16 protein-coding genes are annotated in these 18979 nt (G+C 72.5%); 6 read left to right on the top strand and 10 right to left on the bottom strand.

Annotated elements, in window-relative coordinates; all coding sequences use genetic code 11:
* Positions 1-2 precede the first annotated feature (2 nt).
* Both OHA19_RS31630 and OHA19_RS31625 read right to left on the bottom strand, forming a co-directional pair.
* Entirely contained in the window at positions 3-4616 is a 4614-nt protein-coding gene (locus OHA19_RS31630; RefSeq protein ID WP_405711107.1) for a HEAT repeat domain-containing protein, read from the bottom strand.
* Positions 4617-4677: 61 nt separating this feature from the next.
* Positions 4678-4842, bottom strand: coding sequence for a hypothetical protein (locus tag OHA19_RS31625; RefSeq protein ID WP_405711109.1), 165 nt, complete (start codon positions 4840-4842; stop codon positions 4678-4680).
* Positions 4843-4916: 74 nt separating this feature from the next.
* Here OHA19_RS31625 and OHA19_RS31620 point away from each other — a divergent pair, with 74 nt between their 5' ends.
* Positions 4917-5807 carry a LysR family transcriptional regulator gene (locus tag OHA19_RS31620; protein WP_405711111.1) on the top strand — a complete coding sequence of 297 codons (891 nt, stop codon included), beginning with the start codon at positions 4917-4919 and terminating at the stop codon, positions 5805-5807.
* A 32-nt stretch (positions 5808-5839) separates the two neighbouring features.
* Here OHA19_RS31620 and OHA19_RS31615 read toward each other — a convergent pair whose 3' ends face one another.
* The 3 genes from OHA19_RS31615 to OHA19_RS31605 are packed head-to-tail and all read right to left on the bottom strand — an operon-like array spanning position 5840 to position 8882.
* Entirely contained in the window at positions 5840-6433 is a 594-nt protein-coding gene (locus OHA19_RS31615) for a TetR/AcrR family transcriptional regulator (RefSeq protein WP_093541408.1), read from the bottom strand.
* Positions 6434-6462: 29 nt separating this feature from the next.
* The gene (locus OHA19_RS31610; RefSeq protein WP_405752411.1) at positions 6463-8121 is read right to left on the bottom strand and encodes a class I adenylate-forming enzyme family protein; all 1659 of its coding nucleotides are present in this window, start codon (positions 8119-8121) and stop codon (positions 6463-6465) included.
* Positions 8118-8882 carry an SDR family oxidoreductase gene (locus OHA19_RS31605; protein ID WP_405711115.1) on the bottom strand — a complete coding sequence of 255 codons (765 nt, stop codon included), beginning with the start codon at positions 8880-8882 and terminating at the stop codon, positions 8118-8120. The genes OHA19_RS31610 and OHA19_RS31605 overlap by 4 nt, the downstream gene beginning before the upstream one ends.
* 185 nt (positions 8883-9067) lie before the next feature.
* On the opposite strand from OHA19_RS31605, the gene OHA19_RS31600 reads away from it, so the two are divergent.
* Positions 9068-10333 (top strand): exo-beta-N-acetylmuramidase NamZ domain-containing protein, encoded by a 1266-nt coding sequence (locus tag OHA19_RS31600; protein WP_405711117.1) that lies wholly within the window; start codon positions 9068-9070, stop codon positions 10331-10333.
* Between the two features lie 57 nt (positions 10334-10390).
* Here OHA19_RS31600 and OHA19_RS31595 read toward each other — a convergent pair whose 3' ends face one another.
* Positions 10391-13213, bottom strand: coding sequence for a penicillin acylase family protein (locus OHA19_RS31595; RefSeq protein WP_405711118.1), 2823 nt, complete (start codon positions 13211-13213; stop codon positions 10391-10393).
* 229 nt (positions 13214-13442) lie between these two features.
* On the opposite strand from OHA19_RS31595, the gene OHA19_RS31590 reads away from it, so the two are divergent.
* Positions 13443-14054 carry a hypothetical protein gene (locus OHA19_RS31590; protein WP_405711119.1) on the top strand — a complete coding sequence of 204 codons (612 nt, stop codon included), beginning with the start codon at positions 13443-13445 and terminating at the stop codon, positions 14052-14054.
* Between the two features lie 73 nt (positions 14055-14127).
* On the opposite strand, the gene soxR is transcribed toward OHA19_RS31590, so the two are convergent.
* Positions 14128-14607, bottom strand: coding sequence for a redox-sensitive transcriptional activator SoxR (soxR, locus tag OHA19_RS31585; RefSeq protein ID WP_405711121.1), 480 nt, complete (start codon positions 14605-14607; stop codon positions 14128-14130).
* A 132-nt stretch (positions 14608-14739) separates the two neighbouring features.
* Between soxR and OHA19_RS31580 the strand changes: the two genes are divergently transcribed.
* Positions 14740-15201 (top strand): MaoC family dehydratase, encoded by a 462-nt coding sequence (locus OHA19_RS31580; RefSeq protein ID WP_405711123.1) that lies wholly within the window; start codon positions 14740-14742, stop codon positions 15199-15201.
* Between the two features lie 43 nt (positions 15202-15244).
* On the opposite strand, the gene OHA19_RS31575 is transcribed toward OHA19_RS31580, so the two are convergent.
* From OHA19_RS31575 to OHA19_RS31565, 3 genes are all read right to left on the bottom strand, one after another.
* The gene (locus OHA19_RS31575) at positions 15245-15868 is read right to left on the bottom strand and encodes a TetR/AcrR family transcriptional regulator (RefSeq protein ID WP_405711124.1); all 624 of its coding nucleotides are present in this window, start codon (positions 15866-15868) and stop codon (positions 15245-15247) included.
* An 81-nt stretch (positions 15869-15949) separates the two neighbouring features.
* The gene (locus tag OHA19_RS31570) at positions 15950-16240 is read right to left on the bottom strand and encodes a YiaA/YiaB family inner membrane protein (RefSeq protein ID WP_405711126.1); all 291 of its coding nucleotides are present in this window, start codon (positions 16238-16240) and stop codon (positions 15950-15952) included.
* 91 nt (positions 16241-16331) lie between these two features.
* On the bottom strand, positions 16332-17483 hold the full coding sequence (locus OHA19_RS31565; RefSeq protein WP_405711128.1) for an acyl-CoA dehydrogenase family protein: 1152 nt from the start codon (positions 17481-17483) through the stop codon (positions 16332-16334).
* Between the two features lie 65 nt (positions 17484-17548).
* Here OHA19_RS31565 and OHA19_RS31560 point away from each other — a divergent pair, with 65 nt between their 5' ends.
* On the top strand, positions 17549-18223 hold the full coding sequence (locus tag OHA19_RS31560; protein ID WP_405711130.1) for a TetR/AcrR family transcriptional regulator: 675 nt from the start codon (positions 17549-17551) through the stop codon (positions 18221-18223).
* 24 nt (positions 18224-18247) lie between these two features.
* The gene (locus tag OHA19_RS31555; protein WP_405721297.1) at positions 18248-18961 is read left to right on the top strand and encodes an ArsR/SmtB family transcription factor; all 714 of its coding nucleotides are present in this window, start codon (positions 18248-18250) and stop codon (positions 18959-18961) included.
* Positions 18962-18979 lie beyond the last annotated feature (18 nt).

The raw sequence follows: 18979 nt of genomic DNA, 5'->3' as shown, positions 1-18979 counted from the left end.
CCTCAGCCTTCACCGGCCCTGATCCGGTCCAGTACGTCCGTGTAGCGGGGGCGTCTGTCGGGCCGGGCGTGGGCGGCGGCCCTGCGGAGGGCGGGGATCGCCGCCCCGCCCAGTTCGACGAGCGCTTCGGCCGCCGTAGCGCGCACGACGGCGTGCGGGTGTCCGAGCAGTTCCGTCACGGCGGGGAGCGCGGGCTCCCAGCCCGCCCGGCAGAGCGTACGGATAGCCATGCGCACCACGTCCGGACGCGGGTCGTCCAGGAGGAGTTCGGTGTGGCGCAGGTGAGCGGGCCGGCCGAGCATCGTCCGTGAGGTCCGATGGGCGCACAGCCGGACCTTGGATCGGGGATGCGTGAGCAACTCGCCCAGCAGATCGGCGAGTCCGCGGTCCCGGTCCGGCTCCGGGCCGGTGTGCGTCCCGGCCAGTTCCGTGAGTGCCCGGCAGATCTGCTCCGGTGAGCCGGTCGTGGCCAGGTCCAGCAGTTCCCGCCGGGTCGGGCGCTGCCCCGATCCGGCGGGGACGACCGCGTCACGGTCACGGAGCGCCGCCAGTGCCGCCGCGTCCTCCCGCACCGCGTCCGGCCCGCGCAACGGGCCCTCGACGAGCAGGAGCCGGTCCGCGAGTTCACCGCGTCCTTCGGCACGCAGCCGTCGGCAGGTCCGCGTCAGCGCGGGGGTGCGCAGCAGCGGACGGCCGACGAGCAGGTCCAGGAAGCCCCAGGTCCCGGCGTCGAGGCGGTCACCCAGGGCTCCGGCCAGCACGTCGGCGGGGCAGGCGCGCAGCGCGTCACCGACCGCACGGGCGACCGCGGGCGGGGCGTGCTCCCACCACTCCAGCAGCAGCGGGACCAGCCGTTCCAGTTCCCACGGATCGAGCCGGGCGGTGAGCGCCACCCGGTCGGGCAGGATGCCGTCCCCGCGCAGCTCCGTCTCGTCGATCGCGCCCAGTACGCGGGCCGGGCCGGCGCCGGGACCGCCACTCAGCTCGATCCGGCCGCGGAGGTACGCGCGCAGCACCGGCAGCCCGGCCTCCGGTTCGGGCCACCGCGCCAGCGCCCGGGCGGCTGTCTCCCTGCGGTCCGCGGCGGGCGATCCCAGCATGGACAGGAGCCGTTCCCGCAGGGCGGCCGAACGGGGCTGGTCCAGGTCGTCGACGCGTACGTGCCGTGGCGGCGGGGTCGGCGCGTGGGCGGTCTCGGTGATGGTCCAGGGCGGTGCGCCGAGCGGCTGAAGCAGCGTCATCCAGTCAGTCAGCGCGTCCCGGACCCCGGGCTCGGCATCCCGGTGGGCCTCGATCAGCGCACTCAGCCGGTCCCGCGAGGGGACCGCGCCGTCGTCCCTCCGGCGGAACTCCTCCAACGTGCCCGGTGTGCGGACCGCCTCGTCCAGCGCGGCCCGCCATGCCCGGGCCCCGGCGGGCACGGCCTCGGCCGCGTCCGGCGCCGGTACGGCGAAGGCCTCACGCAGCACGGCGGTTTCGGCCTGCCAGGGGTCGGCGCCGAGCCGGGCGTCCGCGAGGGCCCGGTCCAGGTCGGCGCGGACCGGAACCGCACCGAGGCGGCGCAGCAACGTCAGCGTGGACCGGCTCGGCGTCGCCGGTGCGGGGCGCAGTGACCGTACCGCGGCGACGGCGGCCGGTTTCCCGGTGGCCGGCAGCATCGGCGCGACCGCTTCGAGCAGGGCGATCAGGTCGTGCCGGTCGCCGTCCCGGGCGTCGGCGAGCGCGTCCAGCAGGACCGGGGCGGACCGGGCGAACGCCGTGAGCTCCGCGTCCCGGGGCCCGTCCCGGGGCTCGTCGCGGAGCCGAAGCGCGAACCGCACCACCTTGTTCCGCGCCGCTGCGCCCCCGGGGCCCGGTCGGGAGGCGGCGAGCCGGAGCCAGTCGGCCAGCATCGGCCGGAGCTGTTCCGACTGGTCGGGGCGGAGCGGCTCGTCCCGTTCGGCGACGCGCAGCGCGACCACCGGATCCCAGCCCCCGGTCACCAGCGACCTGACGTCACGGTCCGCCGCACCGGCCGCCGATGACGGCCGTTCGCCGGCCGGCCCGGTGATCCCGTGCCCGGCCATGACTGCCGCCAGGTCCTGCGTCGTGCCGGAGGCCAGTCCGACCCGGCGGGACGCCACCAGCGTGAGCAGCGTGACCGCCGCCGGTGACTCCTGGTCGTGCAGCGCGAGGACGGAGCGTGCGGTGAGGTCACCGTTCAGGCTCTCCAGCAGCAGCTCACGGGCGCCGACGTCGCGGCTGTGCTCGGCGGCGGCGATGACCGTAGCCGCGCAGGCGTCGCCGAGGACGGCGCGCAGGGCCGCGACGATGCTGCCGCGCAGACCGGGGTTGCTGTCGTGTCCGAGTCGGAAGAGGAGCTTCGGGAGCGACGCCGGGGTGCCCGCGCGGACCAGCGCCTCGGCCGCCGTCTTCCTGATGTTCATGTTCGGATGGTCGAGGCAGGCGGCGATCGCGGCGCTCGCCCAGTGGGCGCGGGCGTGGCCCAGGGCGAGCAGCGCCTGCCGGACGGTCTGGACGTCCGGCGCGCCGGTCAGTGCGATCAGCGTCGCCGACAGGGCCTGGGCGTCCTCGCCGGTGGCGTCGCGGGCAAGCAGGGCGATGACGTGCTTGCGTACGTGGCGGTCGCGGTGGCGCAGCAGCCGGTGCACCCGGGCACGGGTGCCGGTCCAGGGGGTCCTGAGCAGCAGTTCGAGCAGGATCGCCTGCTCGCCGTCGGACAGTCCGGGCCTCTCCAGCAGGTCCAGGGCCATGGTCGCGGCGAGGGCGTTCCCCGCTTCCCGCGCGTCCGAGGCGCCGAGCAGACAGACCGGCCGGATCGCGCCCCGCTCGTGGAGCCTGCGGCCCAGGGCGCTCACCGCGTCCAGGACCTCCTGCGGCACCACCGGCTCACCGGCCGGCTGTCCGTACTCCCCCGTCCGGGCGGCCGCGGACGGCTCCCCCGCCGCGGCCTGCTCGGCCACGATGCGTAGCAGCAGGTCGGCGATGACCGGGAGGGTGCCGGCGTTGCCGTGGGCCGCCAGCCGGCACAGCGCCGCCACCGGCGCGTCCGGGTCCAGGTGGGAGCTCAGCAGGGCCAGTTCCCGCTCGTCCGGGCCGCCGAGTCCGGCCGCGACACGGGGCGGCAGATCGACGGGGTCGAGCCGTGCGAGGAGCTCGCCGCGGAGCGCCGGATCACGGTTGAGCAGCCACAGCAGTTCGAGGGCGCGGCTGCGTACGGCGCGCAGATGGGGCGCCGTCCCGCCCGCGGTGAGGCCGAGCCCTTCGCGCAGGGCCTCCGCCGTGCGGTCCCCGCCGATCGCCTCCAGGGTGTCCAGGGCCGCGGCCGGGACGACGGGCAGCAGGGCGATCACGGCCTCTTCGGCGGCCTCGTGGCGCAGTTCGCGGATCGCGTCGAGGAACGGCCCGGGGGCGGGGGCGGCGGGTAGGACGTGTGCGACCGCGTCCCCGACCGGGAGATCAACGGCCCCCTGTCCGGCCAGGGCCACCAGCAGGGCCAGCCGTCGCGGCCAGCCCGGATCGTCGGCCGGTACGTCCGTCAGTACCCGGAGCGTCTCCTTCCGGGCGGTGAAGAGGACCGTCGCCACGTCGCGGGGCGGGATCGAGTGATCGGCCAGGGCCAGGCCGACGACGGCGGGGACGTCCGGGCCGTCCGGGAAGTGCCCGCGCCGGTGGAGACCGCGCAGGCAGGCCATGGCCGGTCCGCCGAACAGCAGGGGATCACCCGCGGCGACGGCCGTCAGCTCGCCGATGTCATCGCGCTCCGCCAGATCGCCGAGCAGTTCCATCCCGCGCCGGCGAAGGCCCGGCGGGAGGCCCGGATCCTCGACGACCTGGCGCAGCAGGTCCTGGTGGCCGTGGCGCGCGGCGGCCGCGAGGGCGGCGTCGGCCACCTCGAGCCGGACACCCGCCGGTTCCCGCACCGCGTCCTTTGCCCCTCCCTCCGTCTCTCCCCGCTCCGGACCGGCGGCGAGGAACGGGGCGAGGAGTGCGGGCGACAGCGGACCCGTCGCCGCCCACGGTTCGGCGAGCTCGCCCAGCGCGTCGGCGACGACCGGGGCGCTGGGCGCTCCCAGCAGACCGATCAGGTCCTCCCGGACCAGCGCCGGGGCCAGCAGTCCGGCGTGCAGCCCCTCCCGGGCCAGCCGCAGCGCCTCCCCCTGGAGCACCGGATCGCCGCTGCCCGCCAGCTCGTCCACGAGCCGCGCCGGCCGGTGCGTACCGGTGATGTCCGCCCCTCGCACGGCCTGGTAGAGGAGTTCGCCCGGAGCCTCGTCGCGGAGCACTCCGGGATCGTCCAGCACATCGGCGCGCAGCCAGGCGATCCGCACTGCCGCCGGCAGCTGCCCGGCCGTGCGCCACGGCGGCCGGGGACGGCCCCGCAGGCGGTGGCCGAGCCGCTCGTGGAGCCCGGCCAGCAGGAGGTCGGCCTCCGGCGGTCCGGTCAGCGTCGCGGGCAGCAGGCCGACGAGTGCGTCCAGCTCCGCGTCGTCGGACGGGAGGCACTCGGTGACGCGCTCGGTCAGCAGGACCAGCCCGAGATGGCGCTGCCCCGGGTCCTCGTGCCCGACCAGTCGCGCCAGTGCGTGGAACCGTTCGTCGGCCGGCGTCTGCATCATCGGATGCTAGCCGGGCGCTTTCCGGCCCCACCAACGGGTTTCGGGCCCACGTTCGTGCTCAGTAGCCGCCGGACCCCACATGGTCCGCCAGCGCCAGGTCACGGACGAAGGCCCTGACCCGCAGCAGGCACCGGGCGGCGAGACGTACCGCCGGCGCGTGGCGTGGACCGTACGCCGCGGTCCAGAGCGCGGGGACGTGTGCGGACGGCTGGATGTGAGTCATGTCTCCAGCTTCGGCCCGCATCCATGATCGGTCCAACAGATGGTTCAGCTGGCTGCGATCGATACCGTAGATGGATGGAGCTACGCCAACTCCGCCATTTCATGGCGGTCGTCACGCACGGCGGTTTCACCGCTGCGGCCCGTGCCGAGCTGATCGTGCAGTCCGCGCTGAGCACCTCGGTGCGCAACCTCGAACGGGAGCTGGGGGCCGAGCTGTTCGACCGGGCCGGCCGGCGGGTGATCCTCACCGAGGCGGGCCGGGCACTGCTGCCGGCGGCCCGGTCGGTGCTCGCCGGGACCGAGGCGGCACGGCACGCGGTGGCGGCCGTGGCGGGGCTGGTGACCGGCCGGGTCAGGATCGGCACCATCCAGACGCTGACCTGCGTGGATCTGGCGTCCGAGCTGGCCTCGTACCACCGGCGGTGGCCGGGGGTACAGATCTCGCTGCGCGAGGCGACCACACCGGAGCTGGTCTCGGAGCTGCGGGCCGGTGAGCTGGATCTCGCCTATCTCGCGCCGGACGCCGCCGAACTCCCCGAAGGCATCGTCGGGTTCGCGACCTGGCACGAGGACCTGGTGCTGATCACCGCGCCGGGCCACCGGCTGGCGACCGCCGGGCGCACCCTGGTCAAGGACCTGCGCGACGAGCCGTTCGTGGACTTCCGCGCGGGCACCGGTCTGGAGACCGCGGTGCGGAGGCTGGCCGCGCACTGCGGGCTGGAGCGCCGGATCACCTGTGACGTCACCCAGATCCGCCTGCTCGTCGATCTCGTCCGCGCGGGGATCGGCGTGGCGATCGTGCCGCGGCGGATCGGCGAGGACGCGGGGCTGCCGTGTGTGAGCATCCGCCAGCCGGAGCCCGGCCGGACCGTGGTCCTGGCAGGGCGGGCGCCCCGGCCCCGCAACCCGGCGGCGGAAGCACTCCTCGGCCGGCTGACGGGGCCGGTCGGAGCAGAGGACGTGTAAGTGCTGTCCCGTGATCCCTGGCGGGACAGCCCTCAGGGCCGCAGCGCGCGCAGCAGCAGGTCGGCCAGATGGTCGGCGACCTCCTGCTGGCTGAGCGGGCCGTCGGGCCGGTACCAGGTGGACAGGTGGTGGACCGAACCGAAGTGGTAGTCGACGATCAGGTCGGCCGGGGTGGCCGTGGAGAACACTCCGCTGCGCTGCCCCTCCTCCACCAGGGCCCGGAATCGCTCGTGGTAGCGGCGCCGTTCCACCCGGACCTGCTTGTTCTTCTCCGGGCTCAGGTGGTGCATGGACCGGAAGAAGATCGAGGCGTCGTCGAGGTTCTCGATGGTCGTGACGACCACGTCCGCCGCGGCGTCGCGCAGTCGCTGCTCGACGGGGGCGTCGGCGTCGGCGAAGGCGTCGAGGCGCTCCTGCTGGAGGCGGAGCACCCGGGCGTAGACCTCCTGGAGGAGGTCCTCCTTGGAGCCGAAGTAGTGGTAGAGCGCCCCCTTGGTGACACCCGCCGCCTCGACGATCTCCTGGACCGAGGTGCGGTCGTAGCCCTGCTCGGCGAAGAGCCGGGTGGCGGCGGCCAGCAGCCGCTGAGGGACGGGAGCCGTGTCCCCGTCCGTCGCCTTGGCCATTGCCGCCACCTTCCTTCCGCGTGAATCGGTCATCGGAGGGAACGCAGTTCCCGCCTGAGGATCTTCCCACTCGCCGTCTTCGGAAGTTCGGCCAGGATCTCGACCTCGCGCGGGTACTTGTAGGCGGCGAGCCGTTCCTTGCAGTACGCGCTCAGCTCTTCCGGCTCGGCCGAGGCGCCTGGGCGCAGGCTGACGTAGGCGCGGACGGTCTCGCCGCGGTAGGTGTCGGGGACACCGACGACGGCCGCCTCCCGGACCGCCGGATGGGTGTAGAGGACGTCCTCCACCTCGCGCGGCCAGACCTTGAAGCCGGAGGCGTTGATCATGTCCTTCTTGCGGTCGACGACGTAGAGCCAGCCCGCGCTGTCCATGAAGCCGATGTCGCCGGTGCGCAGCTCGCCGTCCGGGAACGCGGCGGCGGTGGCCTCGGGCAGCCGCCAGTAGCCGGAGACGACCTGCGGGCCGCGGACCGCGATCTCGCCCTGCTCGCCGAAGGGGACCTCCGCGCCGTTCTCGTCCAGGATCCGGACCACCGTGTCGGGGCCGGGGACGCCGACGGACAGGGTCCCGGAGACCGGGTCGACGGGGGCCTCGCGCTCCGGCGGCACGGAGGCGCAGGGAGCGGTGCACTCGGTGAGGCCGTAGCCGTTGCGGATGTACGGGCCGAAGCCGGACCGGAACTTCTCGACCAGTGCGGGCGGCAGCGGTGCGCCGCCCGAGGAGATGACCCGGAAGGAGGCGAAGTGCCCCGGGGTGGCGCCGGGGTGGGCGGCGAGCGCCATGAAGGCGGTGGACGGGCCCACGGTGTAGGCGGGGCGGTGTTCGGCGAAGGCCTCGAGGACGACGCCGGGGTGGAAGCGGTACGCGAGGACGAGGGTGCCCGCGTTGGTGAGGCAGGCGGCCAGCTGGCACACCATGCCGGTGATGTGGAAGAGCGGGGCGAGCGCGAAGTAGGAGGAACCCTCGGCGACGGGGTGCCCGGTCCGCTGGCGCTCGGCGTTGACCATGATGTTGCCGTGGGAGTTCATGGCGCCCTTGGGGGTGCCGCTGGTCCCCGAGGTGTAGCTGATCAGCGCCACGTCGTCGGAGGCGGGTTCGCGGCCCTCGGGGACCTCGAGGCCCTGCCGGGCGACGGCCACCAGGTCGTCGGTGTCCCCGGGCACGGGCAGCCGCTCGAAGCCGAGCACCCGTGCGTCGTTCTGCGTCTGGAGGTCGAGCTCGCTGGTGGTGAGCGCGATCCGTACCGTCGGGGCGCCTGCCGCGGTGTCCCGCAGATACGCCTCCCAGGCCCGGTCCGCGCAGATCAGCGCGGTGGCCTCGGCGTCCTTCAGTACGTGGCCGACCTCGCCGGACTTGTACATCGGGTTGAGCGGGACGACCGTGGCGCCGGCCTTCCAGGCGCCGAGCAGCGCGATCACGAACTGCGGGGTGTTCTGCAGCATGATCGCGACCCGGTCGCCGCGCTCCAGGCCCTCGGCGGCGAGGTGTCCGGCCACCGAGTCGGAGAGCGCGTCGGTCTCGCGGTAGCTCAGGCGTCCGTCGAAGTAGACGAGCGCGGGGTGCTCGGGGCTGCGGGCGGCGGAGTCCCGGAAGGCGTGGACGAGGGACGCGGCCGGGGCGACGGGGGCCCGCTGGGCCTCGCTGAGCAGCGCGGTCCAGGGCCTGGCCGCGTAGATGGACTCGGTCATGCGCCGGTCTCCTCCCACTTGCGCTGAAGGTGGTTCATACTGCCGAGCCAGTGGTCGGTGTCCTTGCTGCGGGCCCGGTAGTACCCGGCGACCTCGGGGTGCGGCAGGACCAGGAAGCGGTCCTCGGCCATGGCGTCGAAGAGCGCGTCGGCGACCGCCTCGGGCTCGATGGCGCCGGGGGCGAGGACGAGCTCCCCGGCGGATCCGGCGGCGGTGAGCATGTCCGTCCGTACGCCCTGCGGACAGATCGCGTGGACCTTGACGCCCCGGTGGCGGTAGGTGAGCGAGAGCCATTCCGCGAAGGCGACGACGCCGTGCTTGGTGACGCTGTACGGCACGGCGCCGATCATCGTCAGCAGTCCGGCGGCGGAGGCCGTCGAGACGAAGCGGCCGCTGCCGCGTTCCAGCCAGTCGGGCAGCAGCACCCTGGCCGCGCGGACATGGGCCATCACATTGACGTCCCAGGCCGCGGCCCAGACCTCCTCGTCCGCGAAGACGTCGCCCGGCGAGGCGAGGCCGGCGTTGGCGCAGTAGACGTCGACGGTGCCGTCGAGCGCGTCCCTGGCGGCGTCCACGATCCGTGAGGCGTCACCGGCGACGGCGACGGCGCCGATCTCCTCGGCCAGCGCCTCGATCCTCGCCGCGTCGAGGTCGTTGACCACGACCCGTGCGCCCTCCGCGGCGAACCTGCGGGCCAGCGCGGCTCCGATGCCGCCTCCGGCCCCTGTGACCACCACTCCCGCGCCCTGCACCGCACTCATCGGGTCCCGCCTCTCTCAGCCGACTGCCCTGGCAGACTAACCAGTCGGTATGCCGGAGCGGAAGGGCTGGAGACCGCTCCGGCGGCACTCCTGTCGCACCTGTCCCGTCCGGCTCGTTCCGTATGGCCTGAACGCGCGCTAGCGTGCGTGACCATGACAGACGTCGCGATCATGGAGGTAGCCGAATGAGCCTGACCAGACGTGGTTTGCTGGCCGCCGGCGGTGCGGTGGGGGCCCTCGCGGCAACGGCCGCCGGGACCGGGGCCGCGAGCGCCGCCCCCGCCGCGGGCAAGGGGCACGGCCGGGTCCGTACCGGCTTCGACCGGCTGGCGGCGGACGGCTACGCGCTGCTGAAGGGCGAGAAGGTCGGGGTGGTCACCAACCCGACCGGGATCACCTCCGACGTGCGCCACATCGTCGATGTGATGCACCCGGACGAGCGGGTGGACCTGATCGCCGTCTTCGGACCCGAGCACGGTTTCCGCGGTACCGCGCAGGCGGGCGGTTCGGAGGGGCGTTACGACGACCCGGCGACCGGACTGCCGGTCTACGACACGTACCTGAAGAGCGGGCAGCCGCTCGCCGACGTCTTCACCGCGTCCGGCGTGGACACGGTCGTCTTCGACATCCAGGACGCGGGCGCCCGCTTCTACACGTACATCTGGACGCTGTACGACTGCATGGAGGCGGCGGCGCTCGCGGGGAAGCGCTTCGTCGTCCTGGACCGGCCGAACCCGGTGACCGGGCGGGCGGCGCTCGGCCCGGTGCTCGACCCGGCGTTCGGCACCTTCGTGGGCCGCCGGGAGATCGCGCAGGCACACGGCATGACGGTCACCGAGCTGGCCCTGTTCTTCAACGCCCGGTTCCTGGCCGAACGCCCGGTGGACCTGCGCATCGTGAAGATGTCCGGCTGGAAGCGCTCGGACTTCTTCGACATGACCGGGCTGCCGTGGGTGCCGCCGAGCCCCAACATGCCGACGCCCGACACCGCGCTCGTCTACTCGGGGACCTGCCTGTTCGAGGGCACCAACCTCTCCGAGGGGCGCGGCACGACCCGGCCGTTCGAACTGCTCGGCGCGGAGGGCGTCGACCACCGCTGGGCGGCGGCCGCGAACGCGCTCGGCCTGCCCGGGGTGGCGTTCCGCGAGGCGTACTTCGCGCCGACGTTCTCCAAGTTCCAGGGGAAGACGGTCGGCGGTGTGCAGCTGCACGTCCAGGACCGCGAGGTCTTCGATCCGGTACGCACGGGGATCGCGCTGCTGGTGACGGCGAAGCGGACCTGGAGCGGGTTCGAGTGGCGCTCGGACAACTGGATCGACAAGCTCACCGGCAACACCCGGGTCCGCACCATGATCGACGCGGGGGCCGACACGGACGAGGTGGTGGGCGCCTGGGCGCAGGATCTCGCCGCGTTCCGGGCCGCACGGAAGCAGTATCTCCAGTACCGCTGAGACGGCGCCGGGCGGGCCCGAGGAGTCCGGACCCGCCCGGCACAGCGCTTCAGCCCCCTACCGGTGGGCGGGGAACTCCACCACCTGCTGGTACGTCGGGCGGTTCTGCCAGTGGATCGCCTTCTGGCCGATCCCGCCGAGCGGCCGGTGGACGATCGAGTCGGAGCACCACTGCTCGCCCGCCTTGCAGTTGCCGTCCCCGGGGTAGACCTCCGTCGCCGGCTCGGCCACGGCCTGCTTCAGGGACGCGAGCAGCGCGTCACGGCAGCTGCCCGCATCGCCGTCGCCGCAGTACGTCCTGGCCAACGGCCCCTTGACCGACTGCCCCAGGACCTGGCGCAGGTCCTTGTCCACGAACCCCCACCAGCCGTACTGGAACGCGGAGCCGCTGTGCGCCCCGCTCGGCCCGTGGCTCGCCGCCGGCGACTCGTCGGTGGCGAGGGCGGCGGTCAGCGCTTCGTACAGGCCGTCGCCGAGCCCCGGCCGGAACTCGGCCTCGACCAGTTTCGGCCACCACGCGTCCATGATCCGCACCGCGTCGGCGTGGGTGTAGGTGTGCGAGCCGGGGCTGTTCTCCCTGCGCTGCGAACCCGCAGCCCGCCAGGACTCCAACTGCTGTACGGCGCTGTTGAGTTCGGGATCGGTCACCGGCTGGGAGCGGATCACCTTCAGCAGCTCGGGCAGCAGCTGCTCGCCGCGCAGATCGGTGACGGCGGCCTCGGCCATGGCCCGGGTGAGGGAGGCGCGGGTCACCCCGCCCTCCTCGACCAGCTTCGCCACCCGGTCGTCCAGCAGATCGCCCCGGTGCACGGCGCTGAGACCGAAGCCCGCGGCGGCGTACCCCTTGGCCTGCCTGTTGTTCCAGGAGACGTAGTAGTCCTGCCCGCTGGAGTGCGGGTGCTCGGCGAACGGCGTGTACGCGGCGGTGTTGGCGGCCGGTTCGTACCCCTGCCACTCGTAGGCCCGCTCGGCCCGCACCGGCAGTGCCGGGTCGACGCCCTCGGCGCGCACCGGGTTCATGCCGCTGTTGTAGTAGGCGGCGGTGCGGGAGTCGGCGTAGAACCAGTTGAAGGCGTAGTCGATATTGCTCGCCGCCCGCTGGAAGGAGTCGGCGTCCTTGACGTACGACGGGTCGTTCAGCATCTGGAAGCCGATGATCGAGTCGGCCTCGTGGCGGTAGGTGGTGCGCAGCGAGGTGTACGCGACGGGCTTGCCGCCCACGGTGGCGCGGTGGGTGACGATGCCGTAGTCCGTGCGCCGGACCTGCATCCGGTAGGAGCCCTTCGCCGTGGAGTCGGCGACGGTCGGTTTCCAGGAGTTGGTGTGCTCCAGCGTCTCCATGGCGGTGCAGGTGCCGCGGTAGAGGTAGTGCGTGGAGTCCTTGGCCGGCGTGGAGCCGTCGGGCTCGCACAGGTCGACGGCGTAGGTGTCGGTGATGTCCTGGCCGGCCGAGGTGGCGCTCCAGGCGTAGTCCTGGCCGCGGCCCATCTGGATGTACATGCCGACACCGGCGAAGGAGACACCGCGGGCGCTGATGCCCGGCCCCTGGAGCTCCTGGAGCATCATCAGCTGCGGGGCGAAGTAGCCGGTCTGCGGGCCGAACACGGCGATGGGATTCCCGCTCGCGGTGTGCTTCCCGGAGACCAGCAGGGCGTTGGACATGCCGCGCTTCTGGGCGCCGGAGCCCGAACCGGGCAGCGAGCCCTCAGGGATGACGCCGTCGTCGTAGATGCCCTGGGCCTTCTTGAGCGGGGCCGGGGCCTTGACCGGGTCCTTCCTGTCGGTGCCCGCGGAGCCGGTGCGGTCGTATATCAGAGGTTCCGCGGTGACGGACCCGGCGTCGGGCAGCGCGGTGCCACGCGCCTTGCCGGGCTTGCCCGCGTACGGGAACGAGGTGCCGTCATGGACCGTCAGCACCGCCTCGGGGTCCTCACGCTGGCGGAAGGACTCCCAGACCTCGGTGCCTTCGACGACGCCGTACTTCTGCTGGGCGGCCAGCAGCGAGAGCGCCGCCTGCACCTCCCCGCCACCGCCGCCGCCGAACTGGCCGCCGACCACCGAGGCGATGGAGATCAGGTCGGTCAGCTTGAACGGCTGGATCTCACCGACGTTGGTGACGGCGTCGATCTTGCCGGTGAGGACGTACTCGCCCGGGAAGTAACGGCCGTTCTTGGACTTCTCCCGGTAGGCGTTGATGCCGTCGACGTACGCCTGGGCATCGTCCATGGCCTGCTCGCCGCGGGTACCCTCGTGGGTCCTGATGTACTCGACCTGGGCTTCGAGATCGGCCTCGGTGTACGGGGCCTGCGGCCAGAACTGCTGCTCCAGGCCCTGGTTGGCGAGGGCGCCGCCGGCGAACGAGGTCAGTTCACCGCGTCCGATGTGGCGGAAGAGGTCCATCAGCCAGAGCCGGTCCTGTCCGGCGGCGAAGCCGGCGCCGAACTCGGTGCCGTAGCGGGTGGTGCCCTTGATGTGCGGGACACCGGACGCCTTGTCGCGGGTGATCGTGACGTCGTCCCGGGGTGAGGTGACCGACTCGACCTGGTCCTCGGGCACACCGAACGAGGCGTCGTTGAAGAAGTCGGTCAGCTTCTGGTCGGTGAGACCCGGAAATCCGGCCACCAGGCCGTTGTAGCGGTCGAGTTGGTCGTCGCTGTGCTTGGGGTGCGTACCGAACGCCTTGTTGCCGAGAATGTCGACGAGGGTGGCGTTGCCGTTCTCCCCGGGCGGCAGGATGTCGTCGCACTGCCCCTGGCAGTAGTCGGTGACGGGGTCGGGTTCCGCGGCACCGGCCTGTGGCGAGGCCGCGAGCAGAGTGGTGCCGAGTGCGAGAACCGCCGCGAGGGCGGCGGCTCTGGACTTGACGGTGCGTGGGGGCATGCGTGCTCCTCCGAGAGGCCGATGCGCCGGAGGTTACTGACGGTATGACCCGTCGGTAAGGTGAGTGGTAGTCACCTTTTCCGAATCGTCACATGGCACCGTCCACCGCGGCCCCGCGGCGGCGGACCGCGCCGAATTCCGGACAACATCAGCCTTCGCGGGATCCGAACGGAGCGGCCGTACGTCCATTCCTCGACGCCGAAGTACGAGCGACGGAGGTGACGGTGCGGTGGCGGGATTCCGGAGTCTTGCGAGACAGGTCCGCGATTCACGGAGCGATCTGGCACTGCGGCGGTATTCGCTGCGCAAGTGCCTGGAGAGGTTCGCCCCTTACGGACATCGGGCGACCTGGGACCATCTGTGCGTGCGGCACGGTATCGGGCCCGAGGACCGGTCGCCCGATCCGGCGCGGCTGATGCGCGCGCTGGACGAACTGGAGGCGGCACGGGCGGTCTGGCTCGGTTACGAGGCGGGGTTCGCCGAGCGCCGCAGGCGGGAGAAGCACGACGGGCTGCGCCGGCCCGGGACGTTCGACGACTGGCACCGGCGCAGCTGGGGCGGAAACGGGGTGGCCCGCTGCGAGGACCCGGCGCTGCATCCGTCGGCACCGCTCGCCGAGGTCCTGAGCCGGCTGATCGCGGCGCTGGAGTCGGACCCCGGCACGGTCTGCCCGGTCTGCGCGGGCGCCGCGATCCGCTGGCGGCAGGATCTGCGGTGCGCCCCGTGGTCGGGGCCGGTCTGTACGGACTGCGGGATCGTGGTGCCGCAGCCGGTGCTCACCCCGGGGACGCTGACGAAGGCCCGGAACACACCGCGGCGGGACCTGGCATCGGTGGCGTGACGCGGGCGTCCGGCCCGGCCGCGCCCGCCCGGCCCCCGGACGGGCGGCGTCCGGAGCCGAGGGCCGACGGCCCTCAGACGCACTCCGTTGGCGGGCCCTCCGGCTCCGGCATCAGGCGCGAGCCGCTCATCCGGCTGCCCGAGACATCGTTCGGGTTGGAGAGCACGCAGTTCTCCAGCGACAGACAGCCACAGCCGATGCAGTCGGTGAGGTGGTCCCGCAGCCGCCCCAACCGCGCGATGCGGTCGTCGAGTTCGGAGCGCCAGGCCGCGGAGAGCCGTGCCCAGTCGTCGCGGTTGGGGGTGCGCTCCTCGGGGAGTTCGCCGAGGGCGTCCCGGATGGTGGCGAGCGGGATGCCGACCCGCTGCGCGGCGCGGATGAACGCCACCCTGCGCAGCGCGTCCCTGGTGTAGCGGCGCTGGTTGCCGCTGGTACGGCGGCTGCTGATCAGGCCCTTGGCCTCGTAGAAGTGCAGGGCCGAGACAGCGGCGCCGCTGCGCGCGGAGAGCTGTCCGACCGTGAGCTCATGGAGCGTCTGTGGGATCTGGGGCACCCCTCCAACCCTACTGTCCCGTCCGCGGCCGGGTCCGTCGTTGACAGGAACGCACCCGCCAACCATGCTGAGCAAGCGCTTAGAAAGTGCGATGAGGAATGGCCCAGAGCTGGAAAGGCAGGGACCAGGGACATGGCAGAGCCGAGGATCTTCACGTCCGCGCAGGAGCTGAGCGACGGAGTGGGCGAGCAGCTGGGGCACAGCGACTGGCTGGAGATCGAGCAGAAGAGGATCGACCTCTTCGCCGAGGCCACCGGTGACCACCAGTGGATCCACGTGGACCCGGAGCGGGCCGCCGCCGGGCCGTTCGGCACGACGATCGCGCACGGCTATCTCACGCTCTCGCTGCTGCCGACGCTCGTACCGCAGATCATGCGGGTCGAGGGCATGAAGATGGGCATCAACTACGGGACCAACAAGGTCCGTTTCCCCTCCACCGTGCCGGTGGGCTCGCGGCTGCGCGCGTCGGCCGTCCTGAAGAGCGTCGAGGAGGCCGGGGGCGGGGTGCAGGTCACCGCCGTCGTCACGGTCGAGCGCGAGGGCGCCGACAAGCCGGTGTGCGTGGCGGAGTCGGTGTCGCGCTACTACTTCTGACCCGGCGCCGCGCCACCACTGGTGACGACGCGGCCCGCCGTCGCTACCGCTTGGCCGCGACCATGCGCAGCACGAGGTCGGCATAGAGTGCGCCGACCTCGTCCGGCGTCCGGCTGCCCTGCCCGTTGAACCAGCGCGCCACGTCGATGCAGAGCGAGAGCACGGCGAGTGTGGTGCCCGGCACGTCGGGGACGTCGAACTCCCCCGCCTGCACGCCTTCGCCGATGATCCGGCGCACCACCGCGTCGCTCCTGCGGCGCAGTTCGACGATCTCGGTGCGGTGTTCCTCCCCGAGGGCGTCGAGTTCGTACTGGACCACGCGGGCGGTGGTGTGCCGCTCGGCGTGCCAGCGGACGAAGGACCGTACGGCCTCGGCCAGCCGCTCGGCCGCCGTGCCCCCGCTGTCGGCGGCCGCCTCCAGGACGAACAGGGCGCGGTCGTGGCCGATCCGGCTGATCCGGTGGAGCAGTTCTTCCTTCGTCTTGTAGTGGATGTAGAGCGCGGCAGGACTCATCCCCGCCCGGCCCGCGATGTCGCGGGTGGTGGTGGCGTGGTACCCGCGCTCGGCGAAGGCGTCGACGGCGGCGACGAGCAGCCGCCTGGCCGCCTCGGGCGTCACCTCGGCCCACGGCGCGCTGTCGCCGTCGGTCTCCTCCGCCGTGCTCATCGTCACTCGCCCCTCTCATCAGCAGGACGAACACCATACCCCGAACCTGAGCAAGCGCTTAGGGTTCGTCCGGCGGGATCGTCAGAGCTTCTGGAAGGGGTCGTGCTCGGCGAGGATCTTCTCCAGCCGGGCCTGGTCGACCCGGCTGACGATCTGCCCCGCTTCCTGCCGGTCACGGATGACCTTGGCCAGGGTGAAGCAGGAGGTGACGAGGTAGAGGACGCCGATCGCGAGGAATCCACGGACCCAGGCGTCGGCGTCCAGGAAGTAGATACCGAGACTCACCGCACCGATCGCCACCCCGAAGGAGGCGACGGCCTGACCGTAGAAGGCCGCGGTGCCCTGCTGCTTGACCGATGTTGTCTCACTCATGGCGCCCAGCATCGGCCGAGGTGGCGTGCGCCACATCCGCTCCCGTACTCAGCCAGGTACTCAGACGCCCGTTCGAGCCGCGACGCGGGGCTCAGAAGGCGGAGACCCCCGTGAGCGCGCGGCCGATGATCAGCTTCTGGATCTGGCTGGTGCCCTCGTACAGCGTCATCACCCGGGCATCGCGCAGCAGCTTGCCGACCGGGTACTCGTCGATGTAGCCGTAGCCGCCGAAGACCTGCAGCGCGTTGTTGGCGGCGCGGACGGCGGCCTCGGATGCGAAGAGCTTCGCCTTGGAGGCGGCGGTGGCGAAGTCCTCGCCGCGGTCGATGAGGTCCGCCACCCGCCAGGTCAGCAGCCGGGCGGCGTCCACGTCCACGGCGATGTCGCTGATGAGTTCCTGGACGAGCTGGTAGCTCGCGATGGACTTGCCGAACTGCTCGCGCTCCCCGGCGTAGCCCACGGCGGCGTCCAGTGCGGCCTGGGCGATGCCGACGCAGCCGGCCGCGACCGACATCCGGCCCTTGGCCAGGGCGGACATGGCGATGGAGAAGCCCTTGCCCTCCGGCCCCAGGAGCGCCGGGGCGGGCACCCTGACGTCCTCCAGGACCACCTCGGCGGTGGCCTGGCCGCGCAGGCCGAGCTTGCCGTGGATGGTGCGGCGGCCGAGGCCGGGGGTGCCGGTGGGGACCAGGAAGGCCGATATGCCCCTGTGGCCGGGGGTGTCATTGGTGCGGGCGAAGAGCAGCACCACGTCGGCCCAGGTGCCGTTGGTGATGAACATCTTGCTGCCGTTGATGACGTACTCACCACCGTCACGGACGGCCTTCGTCGTCAGGTTCCCGGCGTCCGAGCCGGTGCCGGGCTCGGTGAGGCCGAAGCAGCCGATCGCCTCGCCCGCGGTGAGCCGGGGCAGCCAGTGCCGCTTCTGCTCCTCGTCGCCCCACGCGGCAATGGTCTTGGTGACGAGGCCGAGGGAGACGGAGACGATGCCCCGGACCGAGGAATCGCCGCGCCCGAGCTCCTCGGTGACCAGGCAGTAGGAGAGGTGATCGCCGCCCGAGCCGCCGTACTCCTCGGGGACGGTCAGCCCGAGGAACCCCACGGAGCCCAGTTTCTTCACGATCGACTTGTCGACGTTCTCGGCCCGGTCCCACGCCACGACGTGCGGGGCGATCTCACGGGCGACGAAGTCCTTGGCGAGCTGCCGGACGGCTTCCTGCTCCTCGCTGAGCTCCAGGTTCATCCTTCGACTCCCACACTTTAATTAGCACTGCTAGTTTTTCGCTTGCAGGCCCTACTATGTGCGGCATGGCCCGACCGCGCAAGCCCCTCCTCAGCAGAGACCGCATCGTCGAGACGGCGAGCGCACTCGTGGACTCCGAGGGGCTCGACGCCGTGTCCACCCGTCGGCTCGCGGCCGAACTCGGGGTCAGCGGACCCTCGCTCTACAACCACTTCCGCAACAAGGACGAGATCCTGGACGCGGTCGCGAACTCCGTTTCCGCACAGGTCGATCTGTCGATGTTCGACGAGTCGGACACCCGCGACTGGTGCGCCGCCCTGCACGACTGGGCCGTCTCCTATCGTGCGGCGCTCGCCGAGCACCCGCACATCGTTCCGGTGCTGGCCCAGGGTCCCGGCCGCCGGCCGGCCGGACTCCGGGTCGCCGACGCGGTGTTCGGCGCGATGGTCAGGGCCGGCTGGCCGCCCGCCCAGGCCACGTACATCGGGGCCCTGATGCGCTACTTCATCACCGGTTCGGCACTGGGCTCCTTCGCCCGCGGCTTCGTCGACGACGAGACGGCGTACGACCCCGCCGACTACCCGCACCTCGGCCAGGCCCACCTGCTGGCCGAGCGCCGCCAGAAGGTCGACGAGGGGGCCTTCGAGACCGGACTGCGGGCCCTGGTGGACGGCCTCCGGGCCCAGTACGAACTGCTGGAACCGGGCACAACGGTTCGGCCCGCACCGAAACGTTCCTGACGCATCCTGGTTCCCATGGCACGCATGACACACCCCGACCCGGCCGCGCCCCGGCTCGCCGCCCTGGCCGCGCTCCTCGCCGACGAGACCCGCGCAGCCTTCTGCCTGGCCCTGCTCGACGGTCGTGCCTGGACCGCCGGTGAACTGGCCCGGTACGCCTCCGTGGCACCGTCGACCGCCAGCGAGCACCTCGGCAGACTCGTCGCGGGTGGAGTGCTGGCCGAGGAGCGGCAGGGCCGCCACCGCTATCTGCGGCTGGCCGACGAACGGATCGCGCACCTCGTCGAGGACCTGGCGGCCCACGTCGTCCCCGGCTCCGTGGCCGAGCGGCCGCGCACCCTGGGCGCGGTGAGCGCGGGCAGCGCGATGGCCCGCGGCCGCACCTGCTACGACCACCTCGCGGGGCGGATCGGCATCGCGATCGCCGACGCCATGACCGTACGCGGACTGCTGGCGCAGGACACCGGCTTCGCGCTCACCGGCGAGGGCCTGCGCTGGTTCGACGAGCTGGGCATCGCTCTGGAGACCGGTTCGCGGCGTCCCCTCGTACGGAGCTGTCTGGACTGGACGGAGCGCAGGCCACACCTGGCCGGGGTCGCGGGCGCCGCGCTGTGCCGCCATGCGCTGGAAGCCGGGTGGTGCGTACGGATCGGGTCCGGGCGTGCGGTGAAGGCCACCCCGGCCGGGGAGCGGGCACTGTACGAACGCCTCGGCATCGAGCCGGCAACAATTCGGTAGGTGCCGAACGGTCACGGC

This window comes from Streptomyces sp. NBC_00012 (assembly GCF_045040875.1).
Lineage (GTDB): Bacteria > Actinomycetota > Actinomycetes > Streptomycetales > Streptomycetaceae > Streptomyces.
This window is presented reverse-complemented; position numbering and strand designations above follow the sequence as displayed.